This is a genomic window from Veillonella parvula (assembly GCF_032472435.1).
GTDB lineage: Bacteria > Bacillota > Negativicutes > Veillonellales > Veillonellaceae > Veillonella > Veillonella parvula_N.
Window position 1 is genome coordinate 90,420 of sequence record NZ_JAWEGM010000006.1, and the last position, 16,984, is coordinate 107,403.

Genomic DNA, 16,984 nt, shown 5'->3' on the forward strand with positions numbered 1-16,984 from the left:
TATATTCCTCCCTCTAGATTATCGTACGGAAATTTCTAACACTTCTGGTTTTTGAGCTGCATGTGGATGCTCAGGACCAGCGTATACGTTTAATTTGCGGTATTGTTGTGCACCCAATTTATTTTTTGGAAGCATACCACGAACTGCCATTTCAACAACACGTTCAGGTTGTTTTTCAAGCATCATGGACAATTTAGTGAAACGGGAACCACCTGGGTAACCAGAGTGACGGAAGTATTCCTTTTGTTCCAATTTTTTACCAGTTACGCGAATTTTTTCTGCGTTTACAACGATCACATGGTCACCAGTGTCTACGTGTGGTGTGAAAGTTGGTTTATTTTTGCCCCGAAGAACTTTTGCAACTTCGGCAGCAAGGCGTCCTAAAGTTTTACCTTCAGCGTCAACAACATACCATTTCCGTTCGATTGTGTTCGGATTGGCCATATATGTAGTTTTCATGCTGCATATCCTCCTAATAACGTCATAATTCTACCAAAATCAGCTTGTCCTTTGCTTCCGGGGCTAATGGAAACACGACTAAAGCTTACTCAAAATAGTATACAGATTTTATGGGTTTGTGTCAATTAAAATTTAGCAGTTATATGCTGTCATCAAATTATTTTTTTAGTATAGAATTACATTGCTGTATTACCTCATTCAATACGGTCTGATCAGTATTAAGAACAAGTTTAACCCAATTATCACACCAACTGCCTCCCAATTGAGCGTCTACTTTTATATGCCCATATGATTTGCATATAATATGGACATAATCATCCGAATCATCATAAGCAATACGAACCTCTCCATCTAATGTAATATATATTAATTTGAGTTGACTGATTAATTGTCTAAATTGATTTACAGTATAAACAAATGTGCCTCGTCCGGAAAAATCACCACTTTTAATGTACACACTAAAAGCAATACACTCCTCTCGAGACTCAACATCAGCGATATATTTTTCTTCTAACTCAACACGTATAAAATCCATTAATCTCCTCTAAATAATAAAAATAAATAGTCCCCTTTATTATCTTGCATTAACAAAAACCTACTTATATTACATATTACTTTATATTGTGCAGGAAATTTATATATTTATATAGAATTATGAATATATAATATCAGAAATTGATAAAAGTTTAATTTAGATTTTGTAAAACAATACATATTATATCTGTACTTCTATAATCTAGGAGATGATAATATGAATCTAGAAAATAAAAACTCATTTCTCTTAAATAGTGCTCTATTTTTTTCAACAATGGGAAGCACAGCAACAACACTAGGCTTTATAACATATATATTTAATACCACCCACAGTCCCTTTAATACAGGGGCAATTACGATAGCAACATTATTAGTTGGAATGTTATTAGGCCCATTTTTAGGGATACTTGTAAAAGAAAAAGGTTTAATGTGGTCTATGGTAGTTCCTGAAATAGTTTCGGGTTTTATATTATTAATTTTTATTTTCATAGATAACCTTTATCTAGTATATATCATAGCTTTTCTTATAGGTTTTAATAATAAAATTTTAGGAATCGCTAGACTTTCTTTTATACCTAATATTACAAATGATCTAGTCAAATTTAATGCACTGCTCCGATCTATTAATCGTTTTGCATTGATAAGTGGTTCCTTATTATTTAGCGTTATAATTAATTACTCTTTAACGATGGTATTCATTATTGATGCAATTACTTATATTATTTCAGCCTACCTACTTTATCGATTAAATAGAAATGTGAGAATACAATCATACTCAACTATCTCCCAAAAAACTATTAAACAAAGCATATATGAGCGAATTCAACTTTTAATAAAGGGATATAAATTATTATTCCTAAATAAAAAAATTAATTTTATAGTTTATTTGGGTATATTAGCCAGAATATTTTATATGTGTATTCCGATTCTACTATTAATATTTATTAAAGATATCTTACATTTAACTGATAGTCAGTATGGATATACGCAAACAATCTCTAGGCTGGCATCATTCATTGCTTTTGGAATTCTTGCTAAATATTTCACCATTAACTTAGCAACGAGTTTTAAAAAGATTCTGTTTCCTCTTTTTATACTATTTGGGGGAAGTATTTTTTGCATAGGTTATATAAAAACAATAGAAGAACTTTATATTCTATATAGCATATCTGAAATATTATTATTTACAGCCGTTGTTTTAGTTCATGCATATATACAATCTATTTTTTCACAGGAAGAGTTAACATTGGCTAGCGGTTCTGTAAGTACAGGATTCTCTATTGGATCAATATTATCAATAACCATATTTACAAGCTTAGCAAATGTATTACCTTTACATGATATATTTTTTATATGTGGATTTGGAATAATCATAAGCACTGCTATTATAATAGGTTATACTCGATTAAACTCTAAAATTTATTTTTTTATGATAGCTCTACTTTTATAAACAATACCCACAACATACAAAAACCCGCAGTGCATAGCACTGCGGGCAATAGCGCCAAATTATTTGGAGTACAATTCGACGATAAGTGTTTCGTTAACTTCGATAGGAAGTTCTTCACGTTGAGGAAGACGAGTGAAAGTAGCTTTGAAGCCTTCCAAGTCTTTTTCAATGTAAGGAAGTTCGAAAGAACGAAGTTCTTGGAAGTTAGTTTTGAACATTTCGTTATCACGAGATGCTTCGCGCAATTCGATTACATCGCCTGGTTTGCAGGAGAAGGAAGGAATATCTACACGACGACCGTTTACCAAGATGTGGCCATGGTTTACCATTTGACGAGCTTGACGAATGGAGTTACCGAAACCGATGCGATATACAAGGTTGTCAAGACGTTGTTCCAAAAGAATCAACATGTTTTGACCTGTAACACCTTGCATTTTTTTCGCTTTATCATAATAGCGTACGAACTGGCGTTCTAGCAAGTTGTAGTAAGCTTTAACTTTTTGTTTTTCTAATAATTGTGTGCCATACTCAGACATTTTCTTCTGACGTTGGTCTTTTTTGACGCGATTCAAGGCTTTTGCGTGACCGAATACGTTCACACCAAAGCGACGACAAAGTTTGAATCGAGCCTCTCTTCTCGTTGCCATGTGATTATCACCTCATAAGATTAAAATAAACTTGTACCTACACATAATGGTACCCAAGTATAATATCATTTTCATCTAGTTATGTCAATTATCGATACCTATGAAAGTCATTGAAATAAGTGCATAATCACAATTTTTAATTACACTTTTTTACGATAATACTACTCACTATATCGATTGTGCATGTTTCATCATATTTTATAGATTTAGATGAAAAATCAATTATAGTATGCTACAATATGAATAAGTAAGGTAATAGGTATCATTGGAGTCTTATGTCTAAGTTGGGGGAATAACATGAAAGAGTTACCTACAATGCAAGAGCTACAAAGTTTTATTACCTATAATAAAACAGGAAGCTTTACATTAGCTGCACAATCTATGAATATTACACAATCAGCTTTCAGCGCTCAAATGAAAAAATTAGAGCGTTTAGTTGGTGTGAAATTAATCTCCCGTTCTACAAGAGGTAGCCGTTTAACACCAGAAGGTGAGTTATTCCTACCAGAAGCAGAACAAGTTCTCGACACATTGGAACGAGCTATCCAATCCATTCGTTTGGCTAGCAAGGTTGAACGCCCAATTCTAAACATTGGCGTATTACGTAGTCTTGGGGATATCCGTCTAAACGGTTACGTTTCCCATTTCTTCCAAAATCATCCTGAATTCTCTGTCAGCATTTACGATATGGAAGAAGAAGAATTGATGCTCGACTTGCGTGAAAACCGCATCGATATTGCATTACTCTATTTACCAAATAATAAGGATATGTCCGCATATGAATCCACCGCTCTTAGAGAAGACGAATTTGTATACTATGCACCAAACTTAGTGAACGGTATGGAAACAGCCAGTTTAAAAGCTATCCAGCAACAACCACTGCTCATGTATCCACCTAAATACTTTATGTATCGCACATTAAAAAACTATGTTGGTAACGGTCAACAAAACCTACATATCCGCGGTAGCCGTCTATCCAATCCATATACAATGATCGACTACTGTCAAAAGAATAAATCTGGTTGCATCGTAGCACGCCAAATTTTAAGTTCTTTAAACATCAATGATGGCTTTGTACCTTTAGAAAAACCATTCAAACTACAAGTGTGCTTCGCATTTAAGAAGAATAATTCTAAAACAGAAACTATGCATACCTTCATGGATTATGTGCACAGCGAATCACCACCACGTTTATAATAACTAATAGAACCCCGTATACCTTTTGGTGTACGGGGTTTTACTATAAACAACAAATGCCCTAACTATACAAAACAATTGCCCTCTCTTGTCCTAAGTTGTAAAATAGAGAATAGATTTCAATTAATATAGTAAGAATACAGTGAGGTTACTATGCTCTTATCTATTCTATTCTTTATACTAGCAGGACTTGCGGAAATCGGCGGCGGCTATCTTGTATGGCTCTATATGCGTGACGACAAAGGACCTATTTATCTAATCGCAGGTGCTTTTATTTTATTCTTATACGGCATCATCCCCACCTTCCAGCCAGAAACAAGCTTCGGCAAAGTATACGCAGCATACGGCGGCGTATTTATTGCCCTCTCTATTCTATGGGGCTGGCTTGTGGACGGCTTACGACCAGATATGTACGATATCATCGGCGGCCTTGTCTGTCTTGTAGGCGTTTATATCATCATGTATGCACCACGTTAAATATGTAGTTTACAGATATAACTATAATAAAATTTATATTTTTTAGATATAACAATAACTAACTATATATTTTGAAAGTACAACCACAGCAACTATATATTTTTTACATAAAACTATATAAGTATTACAACAAAAGGAGTACAACTATAACAGTTGTACTCCTTTATTTATCTACATGACCATATGTATTTTTTATATCCATATGTACTTTTTACATACTAAAAAACGGCTATCCGAAGATAACCGTTTGCTTTGGTGGACGATGACAGGATCGAACTGCCGACATCCTGCTTGTAAGGCAGGCGCTCTCCCAGCTGAGCTAATCGTCCATGTGGTGACCCGTCCGGGAATCGAACCCGGGATACCGCCGTGAAAGGGCGGTGTCTTAACCGCTTGACCAACGGGCCAAAATGGCTCCTCGAGTAGGACTAACGAGATTCGAACTCGCGACCCCCGCCTTGGCAAGGCGGTGCTCTACCGCTGAGCTATTCCCGCAAATGGTGGACGATGACAGGATCGAACTGCCGACATCCTGCTTGTAAGGCAGGCGCTCTCCCAGCTGAGCTAATCGTCCATATATGGTGACCCGTCCGGGAATCGAACCCGGGATACCGCCGTGAAAGGGCGGTGTCTTAACCGCTTGACCAACGGGCCAGAATTGGTGACTCACCCGCGACTCGAACGCGGGACACCCTGATTAAAAGTCAGGTGCTCTGCCAACTGAGCTAGTGAGTCAAATGGCTCCTCGAGTAGGACTCGAACCTACGACCGATCGGTTAACAGCCGATTGCTCTACCGACTGAGCTATCGAGGAATGTATGGAGCGGGAAACGAGATTCGAACTCGCGACCCCCGCCTTGGCAAGGCGGTGCTCTACCGCTGAGCTATTCCCGCATACAGAACCGATAATTACTATAACATAATTATCAATCTGTCGTCAAGGATGAATTAAGTCCGTCCTGACTGCCATATAATAATATCAATTTACACATATAGTGTCAATGGTTTTTCCATAAAATGCTAGTAAATATTGGTTTAAAGACCATCGCCCACACAAGAAAAAGGGAGATGGTACAATCCCCCTTTAAAACGGGTTATTCTTTATCCTTTTGTCTACCTTTACCTGCTCCATCTTCAGCTACGCTAACTTCGGCTTCGATGAACGTTTTCATGTCATTCAGCATATGCATCGATGCATCGATAATGGATAGTCCCATAGTTGAACCTAAGGCTTCATCGATTAGCAGTTTATAGTCTAAATAAGGCTTTACCCCTAAGAAGCGACATTGTTCCTTATGTATGGGCTCATCATGTATAGGCTCATCATAGGCAGCCGACGGGAACACATAGTCCTTAACTAGCGGTTCAATGGTAACCGCCGCTAAAACAGCTGCACCAGTTACTATATTATCAAAAACTACAGCCATGCGATGGCTAGCAGCTCCTAAGATAAAGGCCGTTAAAAATACAATATCTAAACCACCTGCTACGTGAAGCAAGTGCAATACCGCATCACGGCGCTCGCTTTCACTCAAAGTAGACCAATCCTCCACAGAAATATTAAATCGATCTACAAAAGAATGAATATGAGCAGCACGTTGCTCTACCGTAGGTCCATATTCATTATGAACGAGAATATCCTCATACGCACAACCTGTGATCGTCGCCGTCGTTACGAGAGAATCTAAGAAAGCTCTCTCCCCTACGTTACCAATCGCCACCACTTGTAGTCCATCTGCATGTAATTTGTCTGCATAGGTAAAACCTAGCTCAAGAGCACGCTCTAAGTCATCTCGAGAAATAACAGGTTCTACACCAAAGAAATGAGACCCTTTTCGAATCACCTGTTGCTCAATATTTGCTAAATCAGAAGTGTCTTGTTCTAGACCTACATTCACCACATGTACCGTAGCATTTAATTTAGCTGCAGCCCCTTGTGTAGCTGTTCTTCCCTCATTAAAGCGTTTTATAGCAGCATAACTTTCACTACCATGTTGATCATTTTGCGGCCCATCTACCAAGTGATCAGCTGCCACAACGAGCACACCTTGACGCAAATGATTTGGTTTAGGGTCTCCTAAAATTCCTGCAAAACGCTCCGCTATAGTTTCTAACGTAGCCAGGCTATAGATAGGCTTTGTCAAATTATCAATACGGAATCGACATGTTTCCATTGCTTGTGTATCTAACGGCTCAACTTTGAAAGTTCTCATTTATTACCTCCTGTAATGGCCATATACATATGCACCGCAAGATCTAGCATCCCCATTTGTATGGATCCACCAGAAGCCTCACCTAAACAAAGGCCTAAATCTACATAGGCTTCAAGCCCTAAATTTTCTAAGGAAGATTTGGCCGCTTTTTCAGCAGATAAATGTGAAGCCATCACATAATCCATCGCTTTTGGAGCCAATGTTTTAGCCACCAATGCACAAGCCGATGTATTAAATCCATCGATAATAACTAACCCATGATTTGCTGCAGCGCCTAAGATAACACCCACAATACAAGCAAATTCAAAGCCACCTACAGACGATAAAATTCCAATGGCATCGTCTTTAGGAATATCCTTATATTTCTCCAGTACATCATGAACAATGCGTTGCTTTAGTTTAAGTCGTTCATCGGAAATATTCGTTCCTCGTCCTGTCGCCTCTTCCGCTGTAAGTCCTGCAAACTTAGCGGTCATAAGGGCACTAGCTGTCGTATTTGATATGCCCATTTCACCTACCAAAAATACGTTAAAGCCTTCATCGATTTTTTCTTTTACTAGACGAATCCCTGTTTCGATGCCCTCCACGGCTTGTTCGCGCGTCATGGCGGGCTCTTCTACAAAGTTTTTTGTACCCATCCCCAGTTTATGACTTCGAAGGCCTGGAACCCAACTCATATCCGCATCGATCCCCATGTCGATAACTTCCATTTGAGCTCCACAGTAATTCGCTAGAGAATTAGCGCCAGCCCCCTTAGGAATCAGGTAATTCTGAGTCATCCCAACGGTCGTTTCTTTTGGATACGCACTGACACCCATATCAGCTACGCCATGATCTGCAGAAGCAATAATCATACATGGTTTTGGCACGGTTACCTGCTCTTGATTTGTAGCCGCCCCATATTGAGCCACAACATCTACAAGACGACCATATAGTTCCACCGGCGATTCTGCATTCCAACTATTAAATATATGTTGTTCAATCTCTAGGCTGCGACCTGTAATAGCGCCACAAGTTTCTTGTAACAAACTCATAAAAGCTCCCTTAATCAAATAATATAATTATATTTTAGATATTCTTTCTTTTAGTTATTCTTAATTTGTCCCGTTAAATATGGCAATTTATTCCGAATCTCTCGACTTCGTTCAAGATAGCTTTCTAATGCTTGTCCTTCGTCATCTTGTGAAAGTATCGCTTTAACATGTTCAATTTCTGATTCAATTTGTGTAAGGCCTTCAATAACATTATGACGATTACCGTAGATAATTTCGCGCCACATAGATGGTAGCCCACCAGCCACACGTGTGCAATCGCGGAATCCCCCTGCCGATAGTTTCATGCGCAATTCGCCCAATTCATCGCCACCCGAAACTTGTGTTAGAATAGAGGCCAATAAGTGAGGCATATGACTAACCATTGCCAGATATGCATCGTGAGCATAAATATCGACAAACTCGATGCGAGACCCTAAGGCACGACCCATGTCAGCTAATTCTTGAGCTACTTCTTCACTATATACATCAGATGCCTTATCTTCTAACACAATCCAGCCCATACCTTTGAATAGGTTTTTATGAGATACTTCATACCCGCCCTTTTCGGATCCTGCCATAGGATGGACAGATACGAAAACGGTCCCCTTAGGAATCGATTCATAAACGGCTCGTACAAAATTTTCCTTCGCACTAGATACATCGGTTACAACTTGTCCCGATCTAAATAGATGAGCCGTTTCAGTAAAAAGTCGTGCATTTGTATCAGGTGGCAAGGAGAACACAACGATATCTGAGTTCTTAATCAATGGCTCAACTTCAGTCCACGCAGCTTTTACCACACCATCTTGAATGGCCGCATCACAGACCTCTTGACGACGTGCATAGCCTACTACCTCATAATCTGTATATTCCTTTAAGGCCTTTGCCAAGGATCCACCTAATAGGCCTAAGCCAATAATGCCTACTGTCTTACTCATATAAACCTACTTTCAAGTAAAACTAGCAATGTCTATTCTCCAATATAATGCTAGTTATATTACATTATTATTTAGCTAATTGTAAATCAAAATTAGGGAGAATGAAATTAAGCTTCGATAAGATGCTTGTTTCTCCATTTACCGCTATACCAACGATATATAAACAATAAACCTCGCAAGATTTCATCAGCGGCCATGGCAATCCATATACCAACAAGGCCCCAACCCCAGTAAATACCAAATAGATACGATAATGGCACGGCGCATAACCACATGCCAAAGATTCCCACTAGCATAGGCGTACGAATATCACCGGCAGCCTGCAAACAACCAACCATAACGATATTTACTGCACGTCCTAACTCAAGAAAGATCTCAACCAGTAATACATTATGTGCTAACTCTAGGATTTCCGGATCCGAAGTAAACACAGAGACAACAAAATCACTAGTCACATAGAAGAATGTAGCAAGACCTACGTTAATAGCAATCGCTAAATACATGGACTTCCATACACGACTAGTAACCTCCTCTTGGCGTTTAGCGCCCATTAGGAAACCTACGATAACTTGTGAAGCATTAGATAGCGCTATAGTGTATACATAACAAAGCATGGCGATAACAGATACATAAACTTTAGTATTAATAACTGCTAAGCCTAACATGTTGACCATTTTCATGATCGTAGTTTGAGATAATTGATAGCTCAATGTTTCTCCACCAGAAGGAACACTAATATGCAATAAAGATTTAACCGTATGCCACGGAAATGGTTTTAAGAATTTAAAGTTTACCTCTAAGGTTAATAATTTCTTAAAAGTATATCCAATAATCACGAGCCCTACCACTTTAGATAGCCATGTTGAAATAGAAACACCTAATACACCAAGGCTTGGTATTGGACCATGTCCAAAGATTAATACATAGTTTGTTAGAATATGAATGATATTCATCACAAGGGCAATATACATGGTAACGCGTGTTAATGAGTGACCTCTAAATACGGCTACTAATGCATAATACATCGCTTGTATCGGTAGCCCTGCAGCAACGATAGTAGTATATATCGACGTATCACTCATCGTTTCTGGTGGTATACCTAGCCATGTAAAGATCCATTCATGGCAAGTAATAAAGAATACTGCCGCTATAGATGAAAAGAGAAAATTCATCATTAAGCTGACCGTACATACCTCTGATAGCTTGGACTGGTTTCTCGCTCCTAAATATTGGGCAATCAAAATCGTCGTAGCTGTACTCATGACGATGATGAGCATAATAAAGATATTTAAAATTTGATTGGCATTAGCTACCGCTGCTACCGCTTGAGGTGAGTAGTGACTCATCATCAATTGGTCTATATTACCTACTAGCATCTGTAGGAACACTTCAATAAATATAGGCCAACTCAAAGTCCAGATAGATAGACTAATCCCCTTTTCGTATGCTTTCATAAAAACCTCTGCAATGAATACGATACAATTGCAATGAATATCATACAATGTCCTTATTATATCACGTTATATAACCACATGGGACAAATCGCAGAAAGCAATATACTAAATAGTTTTTCATAAAATAGTACATACAAAAAACGTGCCACCCGAAGGTGACACGTTTCTTTAATCAGCATCCTACCTAATGGGTACGATACTAATATTATTTAAATTGATTGCAAAGACTATCAAATAATGCTTGGTCAGGTTTTACAACATCTTCAGTCAATGGACGAGGATGTGGTCCGCCATTTGCTGCAGCCATTGCTTTTTCAAAGGAAGGTTTAGATGTATTTTGATAGATAAGGCCTGTAACCAAACCATCAGTATCACCCAAAGTTTTAAGCGCTGTTGCACGATCTGTTGGGTCATAACCTTCAGGCAATGCTACTAAATGTTCTTTGAACCAATCATAACTATTGCGTTTATTATATGTAACACATGGGCTAAATACATTGATGAAGGAGAATCCCTCATGATCCATAGCTTGTTGAATCAAATCAACGAGCTCTTTACGATTCACCATATAGCTTTGTGCTACAAATGTAGCACCTGCTGCAATCGCAGTTTCACAAACGGACAATGGAGACTCAAACGCACCATGAGGAGTTGTTTTTGTAACAAAACCGATGTCAGAACGAGGGGATGCTTGACCTTTAGTCAAACCATATACATGGTTATCCATTACTACGTATGTCATGTTTACATTACGTTTAAAAGCATGAATGGTGTGACCCATACCAATAGCAAAGGCATCACCGTCACCGGAAAATGCAATAACTTCTAGGTCTTGGTTAGCAAGCTTAACGCCTTGCGCATAAGGAAGCGCACGGCCATGAGTTGTATGCGCACCATAAGCGTAGAAATAGCCACCGATACGGCTAGAACAACCAATACCGGAAATTACGGCTAATTTTTCTGGTGGAATATTTTTCGCTACTACGGCATCAGTAATCGCCGCTTGAACCCCATAATGGCCACAGCCTGGACACCAGTTAGGACGAATATCATTTCTGTAATCTTTAGCTGTTGTCATATTATAGGACCTCCTTAATCGCATTTTTCACATAACTTTTTGTGAATGGATTACCATCGTATTTCAAGCAGCTAGAAATCTTATGTTTCTTATGCATGTTGATTTTAAATAAGTTAGCCAATTGACCAGTTTTATTGTGTTCTACAATAACTACTTTTTTCGCCGCATCAAAGAACGGTTGTAATTGCTTTGCTGGGAATGGTTTAATTAAGCGCAATTGTAAATGGTTAACTTTAACACCTTCTTGATCGAATTCAGCAACAGCTTCTTCGATAGCACCACGACTAGAAGCCATACCTACAACGAGTACATCTGCTTCATCGTATTTAGCATTGTTCAAGAATGGTTCATAATTGTCAGCTACAGTTTCCAATTTACGGAAGCGTTTATCAGTTTGCGCTACGTGCATTGTAGGCGCTTCTGCTGGTTTACCTTCTTCATTATGCTCTAAACCTGTGGAAAGGAATAGACCATTTTTCATACCTGGAATTGTACGAGGGGAAATGCCATCTTCAGTCAATTCAAAGCGTTTGAAATAGTTAGGTTGTACCAATTCAGGAAGCTCAGCTTCTTTCATCATTTTACCTCGATTAATAGGTACGCGGTTCAAATCAAAAGAAGGAACGGATTGTTTATTCAAACCTTGTTGTAAGTCAGGCATAAAGATAACTGGACATTGGTACATTTCTGCCAAGTTGAAAGCTTTTTGAATTTCATAGAAACATTCTTCAATAGATGTTGGAGAAATTACGATACCAGAGTAGTCACCATGTGCATTGTAGCAAGCTGCATCAATATCGGATTGTTCAACTTTTGTAGCCATACCAGTGGATGGGCCAGAGCGTTGAACGTCAATAACAACCATTGGCAATTCAGCCATGGAAGCCATAGACAAGGATTCTGCCATCAAGGAAAGGCCTGGACCAGAAGTACATGTAAAGCCACGAACACCTGCGTATACACCACCCATAGCTGTCATACATGCTGCGATTTCGTCTTCTGTTTGAACAACAGTTGAGCCCAACTTATCCATAGTTTTAATCATGTATTCCATAACTTCAGATGCTGGCGTAATAGGATAAGACGCCATAAAGCGGGAGCCTGCTGCAATAGCACCAAGAGCACATGCTTCGTTACCTAATAAGAACATTTGATCTTTCTTACCAGGCGCTGGCAATGTATCGATTTCAACATCGCCTAATTTTTCCATTACAAGGCTATGACCATCATCAAAAGCAGCCAAGTTTTTATCAATAATCTCTTGGGATTTCTTTGCAAATTTCTCAGTAATAGCATCTTTAAACATCTTAGTATCAAAACCAAGAAGCGCTACGGACATCCCAAGTGCTACGATATTACGCATCAACAAAGAGCCTTGTTTCATTGCTGTTTCAGAGATAGGCAAAGATAAGCAATTAATCTTTGTACCTTCAAATTTAGAAAAGTCTGGATTAACTTTGCTATCACAGATGATATATCCACCATCACGTACTTCGGAACCGTGCATATCAACGGTTTCTTGATCAAGGGAAAGCAAGAAGTCTACCCCTTCACCAATGGACATAATTTGTTCCAATGCTACGCGCAATGCGAATGTAGTATGACCACCTTTGATGCGAGATGCAAATAAACGTTGGCTATACAAAGAGTAGCCTTCTTTAGCAAGGATTGTGGCCATAATTTCGCCGCAACTCTCGATACCTTCACCTTGTTGGCCGCCCATTTTCCAGATAAAATCTTTACGTTTTTGCAAGAGATTCACCCTCCTTAGGATAAAAATTACACTGCTGACAAGAGTCTACCTTACTATGTTAATGTTTTATAGTACGAACCTGTCTTATATCGTCATTGTATCATGTATATTTTAGGTTTACAATGTATCATTTCACATAATAATAGGTATAAATTAAGGTATTATAACTAAAAATTATAAGAGAAAAAGGATACCACTTTTTAAGTAGTATCCTTTTAGTATTTATGCTTATCGTTTTATATTCAGACGGCAAAAAAAGAGTCTATATAAAATTATATAGAATATTTATTCTCGAATCATCTAAAATATTTATTTCGTAACACCTCTTGTTGTCGCTCCTCAGTGAAGAATATTTCTTCTAAACATAAGCCTTGAGCAGGTGCAGTTTTCCCTATAGCACGCCGGTCTTTAGCGGCTAAATATCCTTTAATATCCTCAACCTTGCGACGACCAAGACCTATATCTACAAGTAAGCCTGCAATATTACGGACCATATGATATAAAAAGCCATCACCGATCACAGAAATCGTCACCTGTGAACCTCGGGACTCAACACGAATTCCCATGATTGTCTTTACAGGATCCGCAGGAGTTGAGTTCGTTCCCTTTAAGGTTGTAAAGTCATGCGTACCTAATAGTTCATTACCTGCAGCCTGCATCCGATCAATATCTAAGGGCTTTTTCACATGCCAATGATACCGCTTCGTCAAAGGATCTGCAATGAGCTGATTATGAATCGTATATACATACTCTTTACCGTATATATTCCACCGTGGCTTCCAATCTAGCGGAATTTCTACCGCTTCTAGAACGACTATATCCTTAGGAATATGAGCTATCATAGCACGAGGAATATTTTCTACTGGTATAGTGCCCGACGTTTGAAATGTACAAACTTGAAATTTAGCATGCACCCCCGCATCAGTACGAGAGGCACCATAAATTTGAATGGGTTCATTACAAATACGTGATAAACCATATTCCAAACAACCTTGTACCGTTAACCCCTTATCATTAGGTTGCTTTTGATAACCTGCTAAATCTGTACCATCATAAGCCACTATGATCCGTATATTTCTCATAGATCTAACCACCACAATGCGACAAGTACAATAGTTACCAAAACAACAGCGCCAACACCAATATAATCGACATAAGTAACTTGTAATTCCTTCATACGCGTACGGTTGACACCACCTCTATAGCAACGCGCTTCCATAGCGATAGCTAATTCATCGGCCCGTCGAAACGCACTGATAAATAATGGCACTAAAAGTGGCACCATGTTTTTCGCTCGTTGAATAATAGAGCCTGTCACAAAGTCTGCACCACGAGCAGATTGTGCTTTCATAATACGATCTGTCTCATCCAATAAGGTAGGGATGAAACGCAGCGCAATAGTCATCATCATGGCGAGCTCATGAGCAGGAACACCTATGCGACGGAACGGATTGAGCAAGTGCTCGATGCCATCAGTTAAGCGAATTGGTGATGTGGTATAGGTCAACAAAGAAGAAAACAAGATTAAGAAGATTAATCGTGCCGCCATTTGAAGGCCCATTGCCAGCCCATGATCCGTAATATTAATAATTCCCCATTGGAAAATTGGATTACCAGGCGTCGTAAAAATATGAATACCCATGGTAAATACGATGATAATCCAAAGCGGTTTAATAGCAGACCACATCAGGCGTAATGGCAAACGCGATAATAGCATTGCAAAGATGGTGAAACCACCTACTATGCCATAGGCTAGTGGAGAATTTGCCAAGAAGATAGCCACTACGAAGATGGTAGTAGCAATAATCTTTGCTCGCGGATCCATGCGATGCAAGAAGGAATTCCCTGGGAAGTATTGACCAATAGTAATGTTATTTAACATGGCTACCTCCCTCTAGAATTGCTTGTACCGCATCATCTACAGACAGTACGCGATTAGACACATCAAGGCCTTGTTCACGCAAATATTCCATAGTAACGGACACTGGCGGTACATCTACACCGACAGCCTGTAATTCATCACGATGATTATTAAAGATGTCCATCGGTTCACCATCGAGAACGATACGCCCTTTATCGAGTACTACAAGACGAGAGGCCATGCGAGAAATATCTTCCATATTGTGAGATACAAGAATTACAGTTATTCCCTTTTCTTTATGTAGTCGAATGATTTCTTCAAAGATTTCTTCCCGTCCAAATGGATCAAGACCAGCAGATGGTTCATCGAGCACGAGAAAATCTGGGTCCATAGCCACTACGCCAGCAATAGCCACGCGACGCATTTGACCACCAGATAAATGGAATGGAGAACGTTCTGCATACGTGTCGTAATCGAGCCCTACGAACTTCATCGCATCTCGCACACGCTCATCTACATCATCAGCACTAAGACCTAAATTTTTAGGACCAAAGGCGATATCTTGCGCGATGGTTTCTTCAAACAATTGATGCTCTGGATACTGGAATACCATTCCCACCTTATGACGCATTTTTTTTGCTTCCTCTGTGGAGGCGCTAATATCTACACCATTGACCGTAACTGTACCAGTTGTAGGATGTAATAACCCATTTAGATGTTGTACAAAGGTAGATTTACCGGAACCAGTATGACCGATAACACCTAGAAACTCCCCATTTTCAATGGTAAGAGATACACCACGAAGTGCAGTCTTTTCAAAAGGGGTGCCCACGCCGTAGGTATATGTAATATTATCTAATACAATTGCCATTAGTGGGTTGCCTCCCCTCTTGGAGCATCTGTTGAGTGTATAGCGGATAATTGCTTGCCTAACTTTGAGCCTTTAAGGCCCTTTGCTAACTCTTCATTATTAATGATACTCTTACCCACTTCATAACCTTTAGCATTCAATTTGAAAGCAATCTCAGAGGCTACCGGTACATCGAGGCCCAGCCCTTTTAAAGTATCTACATGGCTAAAAATTTCACGAGGCGTACCATCATGTAATTTCACACCATTTTTCATCACCACAACTCGGTCTGCCGTAACAGCTTCCTCCATGAAGTGCGTAATATATACAATCGTAATGCCCTCTTCCTTATTGAGCTTGTGAACCGTTTCAAGCACTTCGCGGCGACCTTTTGGATCGAGCATCGCTGTTGGTTCATCAAGAACGATACAATCAGGCTTCATCGCTAATACACCTGCGATAGCAATACGTTGTTTTTGTCCGCCCGATAATAAATGGGGACCATGTTCTCTATATTCAGTCATATTAACAGCAGCTAACGCTGCATCAACACGTTGTCTAATTTCTGCACTAGGAATACCTAAGTTTTCTGGACCAAAGGCAACGTCCTCCTCTACAACGGCCGCTACGATTTGGTTATCAGGATTTTGGAATACCATTCCTACATGTTGGCGAATATTCCAAATATGCGCTTCATCCCGCGTATCAAAGCCACATACATTGATATGACCTTCACTAGGTTGTAATAACACATTAAAATGCTTGGCAAGCGTACTTTTACCACTGCCATTAGTTCCAATGATACAAACAAATTCACCACGCTTAATGGATAGATTCACATCATCCAAGGCACGTACATCATTGCCGTTTTCATCAGTATAAATATGACTCATATGATTGACCTCAATCATAATGTCTTGTTCATTCATGGATAACCTCATATCTTTCTAGTCAATTTCGTTTCTATGAAAGTAGAACCATTTGCATCATCTATCATACTCATGTGGTGCATAATCCCCATGTTTCAATTTATCCTATT

Annotated in this window: 16 protein-coding genes and 8 tRNA genes; 3 read left to right on the forward strand and 21 right to left on the reverse strand. The window is 39.1% G+C overall.

Annotated features, from left to right (window positions below; genetic code table 11):
* Window positions 1–18 precede the first annotated feature (18 nt).
* Together rplM and E7A03_RS08495 are read right to left on the reverse strand one after the other, a co-directional pair.
* Window positions 19–459, reverse strand: a complete 441-nt coding sequence (gene rplM, locus E7A03_RS08490) for a 50S ribosomal protein L13 (RefSeq protein WP_004695186.1) — start codon at window positions 457–459, stop codon at window positions 19–21.
* A 157-nt stretch (window positions 460–616) separates the two neighbouring features.
* The gene (locus E7A03_RS08495) at window positions 617–994 is read right to left on the reverse strand and encodes a WapI family immunity protein (protein WP_195394864.1); all 378 of its coding nucleotides are present in this window, start codon (window positions 992–994) and stop codon (window positions 617–619) included.
* A gap of 216 nt (window positions 995–1,210) precedes the next feature.
* Here E7A03_RS08495 and E7A03_RS08500 point away from each other — a divergent pair, with 216 nt between their 5' ends.
* Window positions 1,211–2,443 (forward strand): MFS transporter, encoded by a 1,233-nt coding sequence (locus E7A03_RS08500; protein WP_195394865.1) that lies wholly within the window; start codon window positions 1,211–1,213, stop codon window positions 2,441–2,443.
* A 59-nt stretch (window positions 2,444–2,502) separates the two neighbouring features.
* Here E7A03_RS08500 and rpsD read toward each other — a convergent pair whose 3' ends face one another.
* A complete protein-coding gene (gene rpsD, locus E7A03_RS08505; protein ID WP_004695181.1) occupies window positions 2,503–3,090 on the reverse strand; it encodes a 30S ribosomal protein S4 in 588 nt (195 codons plus the stop codon).
* 297 nt (window positions 3,091–3,387) lie between these two features.
* Here rpsD and E7A03_RS08510 point away from each other — a divergent pair, with 297 nt between their 5' ends.
* Entirely contained in the window at window positions 3,388–4,287 is a 900-nt protein-coding gene (locus tag E7A03_RS08510; protein ID WP_012864752.1) for a LysR family transcriptional regulator, read from the forward strand.
* 153 nt (window positions 4,288–4,440) lie between these two features.
* On the forward strand, window positions 4,441–4,764 hold the full coding sequence (locus E7A03_RS08515; RefSeq protein WP_316074027.1) for a YnfA family protein: 324 nt from the start codon (window positions 4,441–4,443) through the stop codon (window positions 4,762–4,764).
* A 253-nt stretch (window positions 4,765–5,017) separates the two neighbouring features.
* Here E7A03_RS08515 and E7A03_RS08520 read toward each other — a convergent pair.
* From E7A03_RS08520 to E7A03_RS08605, 18 genes are all read right to left on the reverse strand, one after another.
* Window positions 5,018–5,093, reverse strand: a tRNA-Val gene (locus E7A03_RS08520).
* A gap of 3 nt (window positions 5,094–5,096) precedes the next feature.
* Window positions 5,097–5,171, reverse strand: a tRNA-Glu gene (locus E7A03_RS08525).
* Window positions 5,172–5,187: 16 nt separating this feature from the next.
* Window positions 5,188–5,257: transfer RNA gene (locus E7A03_RS08530), tRNA-Gly, on the reverse strand.
* A gap of 5 nt (window positions 5,258–5,262) precedes the next feature.
* Window positions 5,263–5,338, reverse strand: a tRNA-Val gene (locus E7A03_RS08535).
* A 5-nt stretch (window positions 5,339–5,343) separates the two neighbouring features.
* Window positions 5,344–5,418 (reverse strand) — tRNA-Glu (locus E7A03_RS08540).
* Between the two features lie 5 nt (window positions 5,419–5,423).
* Window positions 5,424–5,499 (reverse strand) — tRNA-Lys (locus tag E7A03_RS08545).
* Window positions 5,500–5,502: 3 nt separating this feature from the next.
* A tRNA-Asn gene (locus tag E7A03_RS08550) sits at window positions 5,503–5,578 on the reverse strand.
* Window positions 5,579–5,583: 5 nt separating this feature from the next.
* A tRNA-Gly gene (locus E7A03_RS08555) sits at window positions 5,584–5,658 on the reverse strand.
* Between the two features lie 200 nt (window positions 5,659–5,858).
* Window positions 5,859–6,977, reverse strand: coding sequence for a nicotinate-nucleotide--dimethylbenzimidazole phosphoribosyltransferase (locus tag E7A03_RS08560; protein WP_215676340.1), 1,119 nt, complete (start codon window positions 6,975–6,977; stop codon window positions 5,859–5,861).
* On the reverse strand, window positions 6,974–8,011 hold the full coding sequence (gene cobT, locus E7A03_RS08565) for a nicotinate-nucleotide--dimethylbenzimidazole phosphoribosyltransferase (protein ID WP_316074029.1): 1,038 nt from the start codon (window positions 8,009–8,011) through the stop codon (window positions 6,974–6,976). The genes E7A03_RS08560 and cobT overlap by 4 nt, the downstream gene beginning before the upstream one ends.
* A gap of 50 nt (window positions 8,012–8,061) precedes the next feature.
* Window positions 8,062–8,949 (reverse strand): prephenate dehydrogenase, encoded by an 888-nt coding sequence (locus E7A03_RS08570; protein WP_316074030.1) that lies wholly within the window; start codon window positions 8,947–8,949, stop codon window positions 8,062–8,064.
* 107 nt (window positions 8,950–9,056) lie between these two features.
* The gene (locus tag E7A03_RS08575) at window positions 9,057–10,403 is read right to left on the reverse strand and encodes an MATE family efflux transporter (protein WP_227037364.1); all 1,347 of its coding nucleotides are present in this window, start codon (window positions 10,401–10,403) and stop codon (window positions 9,057–9,059) included.
* A 205-nt stretch (window positions 10,404–10,608) separates the two neighbouring features.
* On the reverse strand, window positions 10,609–11,481 hold the full coding sequence (locus E7A03_RS08580) for a 2-oxoacid:ferredoxin oxidoreductase subunit beta (RefSeq protein ID WP_008602530.1): 873 nt from the start codon (window positions 11,479–11,481) through the stop codon (window positions 10,609–10,611).
* Window position 11,482: 1 nt separating this feature from the next.
* Window positions 11,483–13,234, reverse strand: a complete 1,752-nt coding sequence (locus tag E7A03_RS08585; protein ID WP_004698101.1) for a 2-oxoacid:acceptor oxidoreductase subunit alpha — start codon at window positions 13,232–13,234, stop codon at window positions 11,483–11,485.
* Window positions 13,235–13,530: 296 nt separating this feature from the next.
* A complete protein-coding gene (gene truA / locus E7A03_RS08590; RefSeq protein ID WP_227037362.1) occupies window positions 13,531–14,316 on the reverse strand; it encodes a tRNA pseudouridine(38-40) synthase TruA in 786 nt (261 codons plus the stop codon).
* Window positions 14,313–15,116 carry an energy-coupling factor transporter transmembrane component T family protein gene (locus E7A03_RS08595; RefSeq protein ID WP_227037360.1) on the reverse strand — a complete coding sequence of 268 codons (804 nt, stop codon included), beginning with the start codon at window positions 15,114–15,116 and terminating at the stop codon, window positions 14,313–14,315. The genes truA and E7A03_RS08595 overlap by 4 nt, the downstream gene beginning before the upstream one ends.
* Complete coding sequence (locus E7A03_RS08600) at window positions 15,106–15,966, reverse strand: energy-coupling factor transporter ATPase (protein ID WP_058948083.1); 861 nt, start codon at window positions 15,964–15,966, stop codon at window positions 15,106–15,108. Before E7A03_RS08600 ends, E7A03_RS08595 begins: the two co-directional genes overlap by 11 nt.
* Entirely contained in the window at window positions 15,966–16,874 is a 909-nt protein-coding gene (locus tag E7A03_RS08605; RefSeq protein WP_118091679.1) for an energy-coupling factor transporter ATPase, read from the reverse strand. Before E7A03_RS08605 ends, E7A03_RS08600 begins: the two co-directional genes overlap by 1 nt.
* Between the last annotated feature and the right edge of the window lie 110 nt (window positions 16,875–16,984).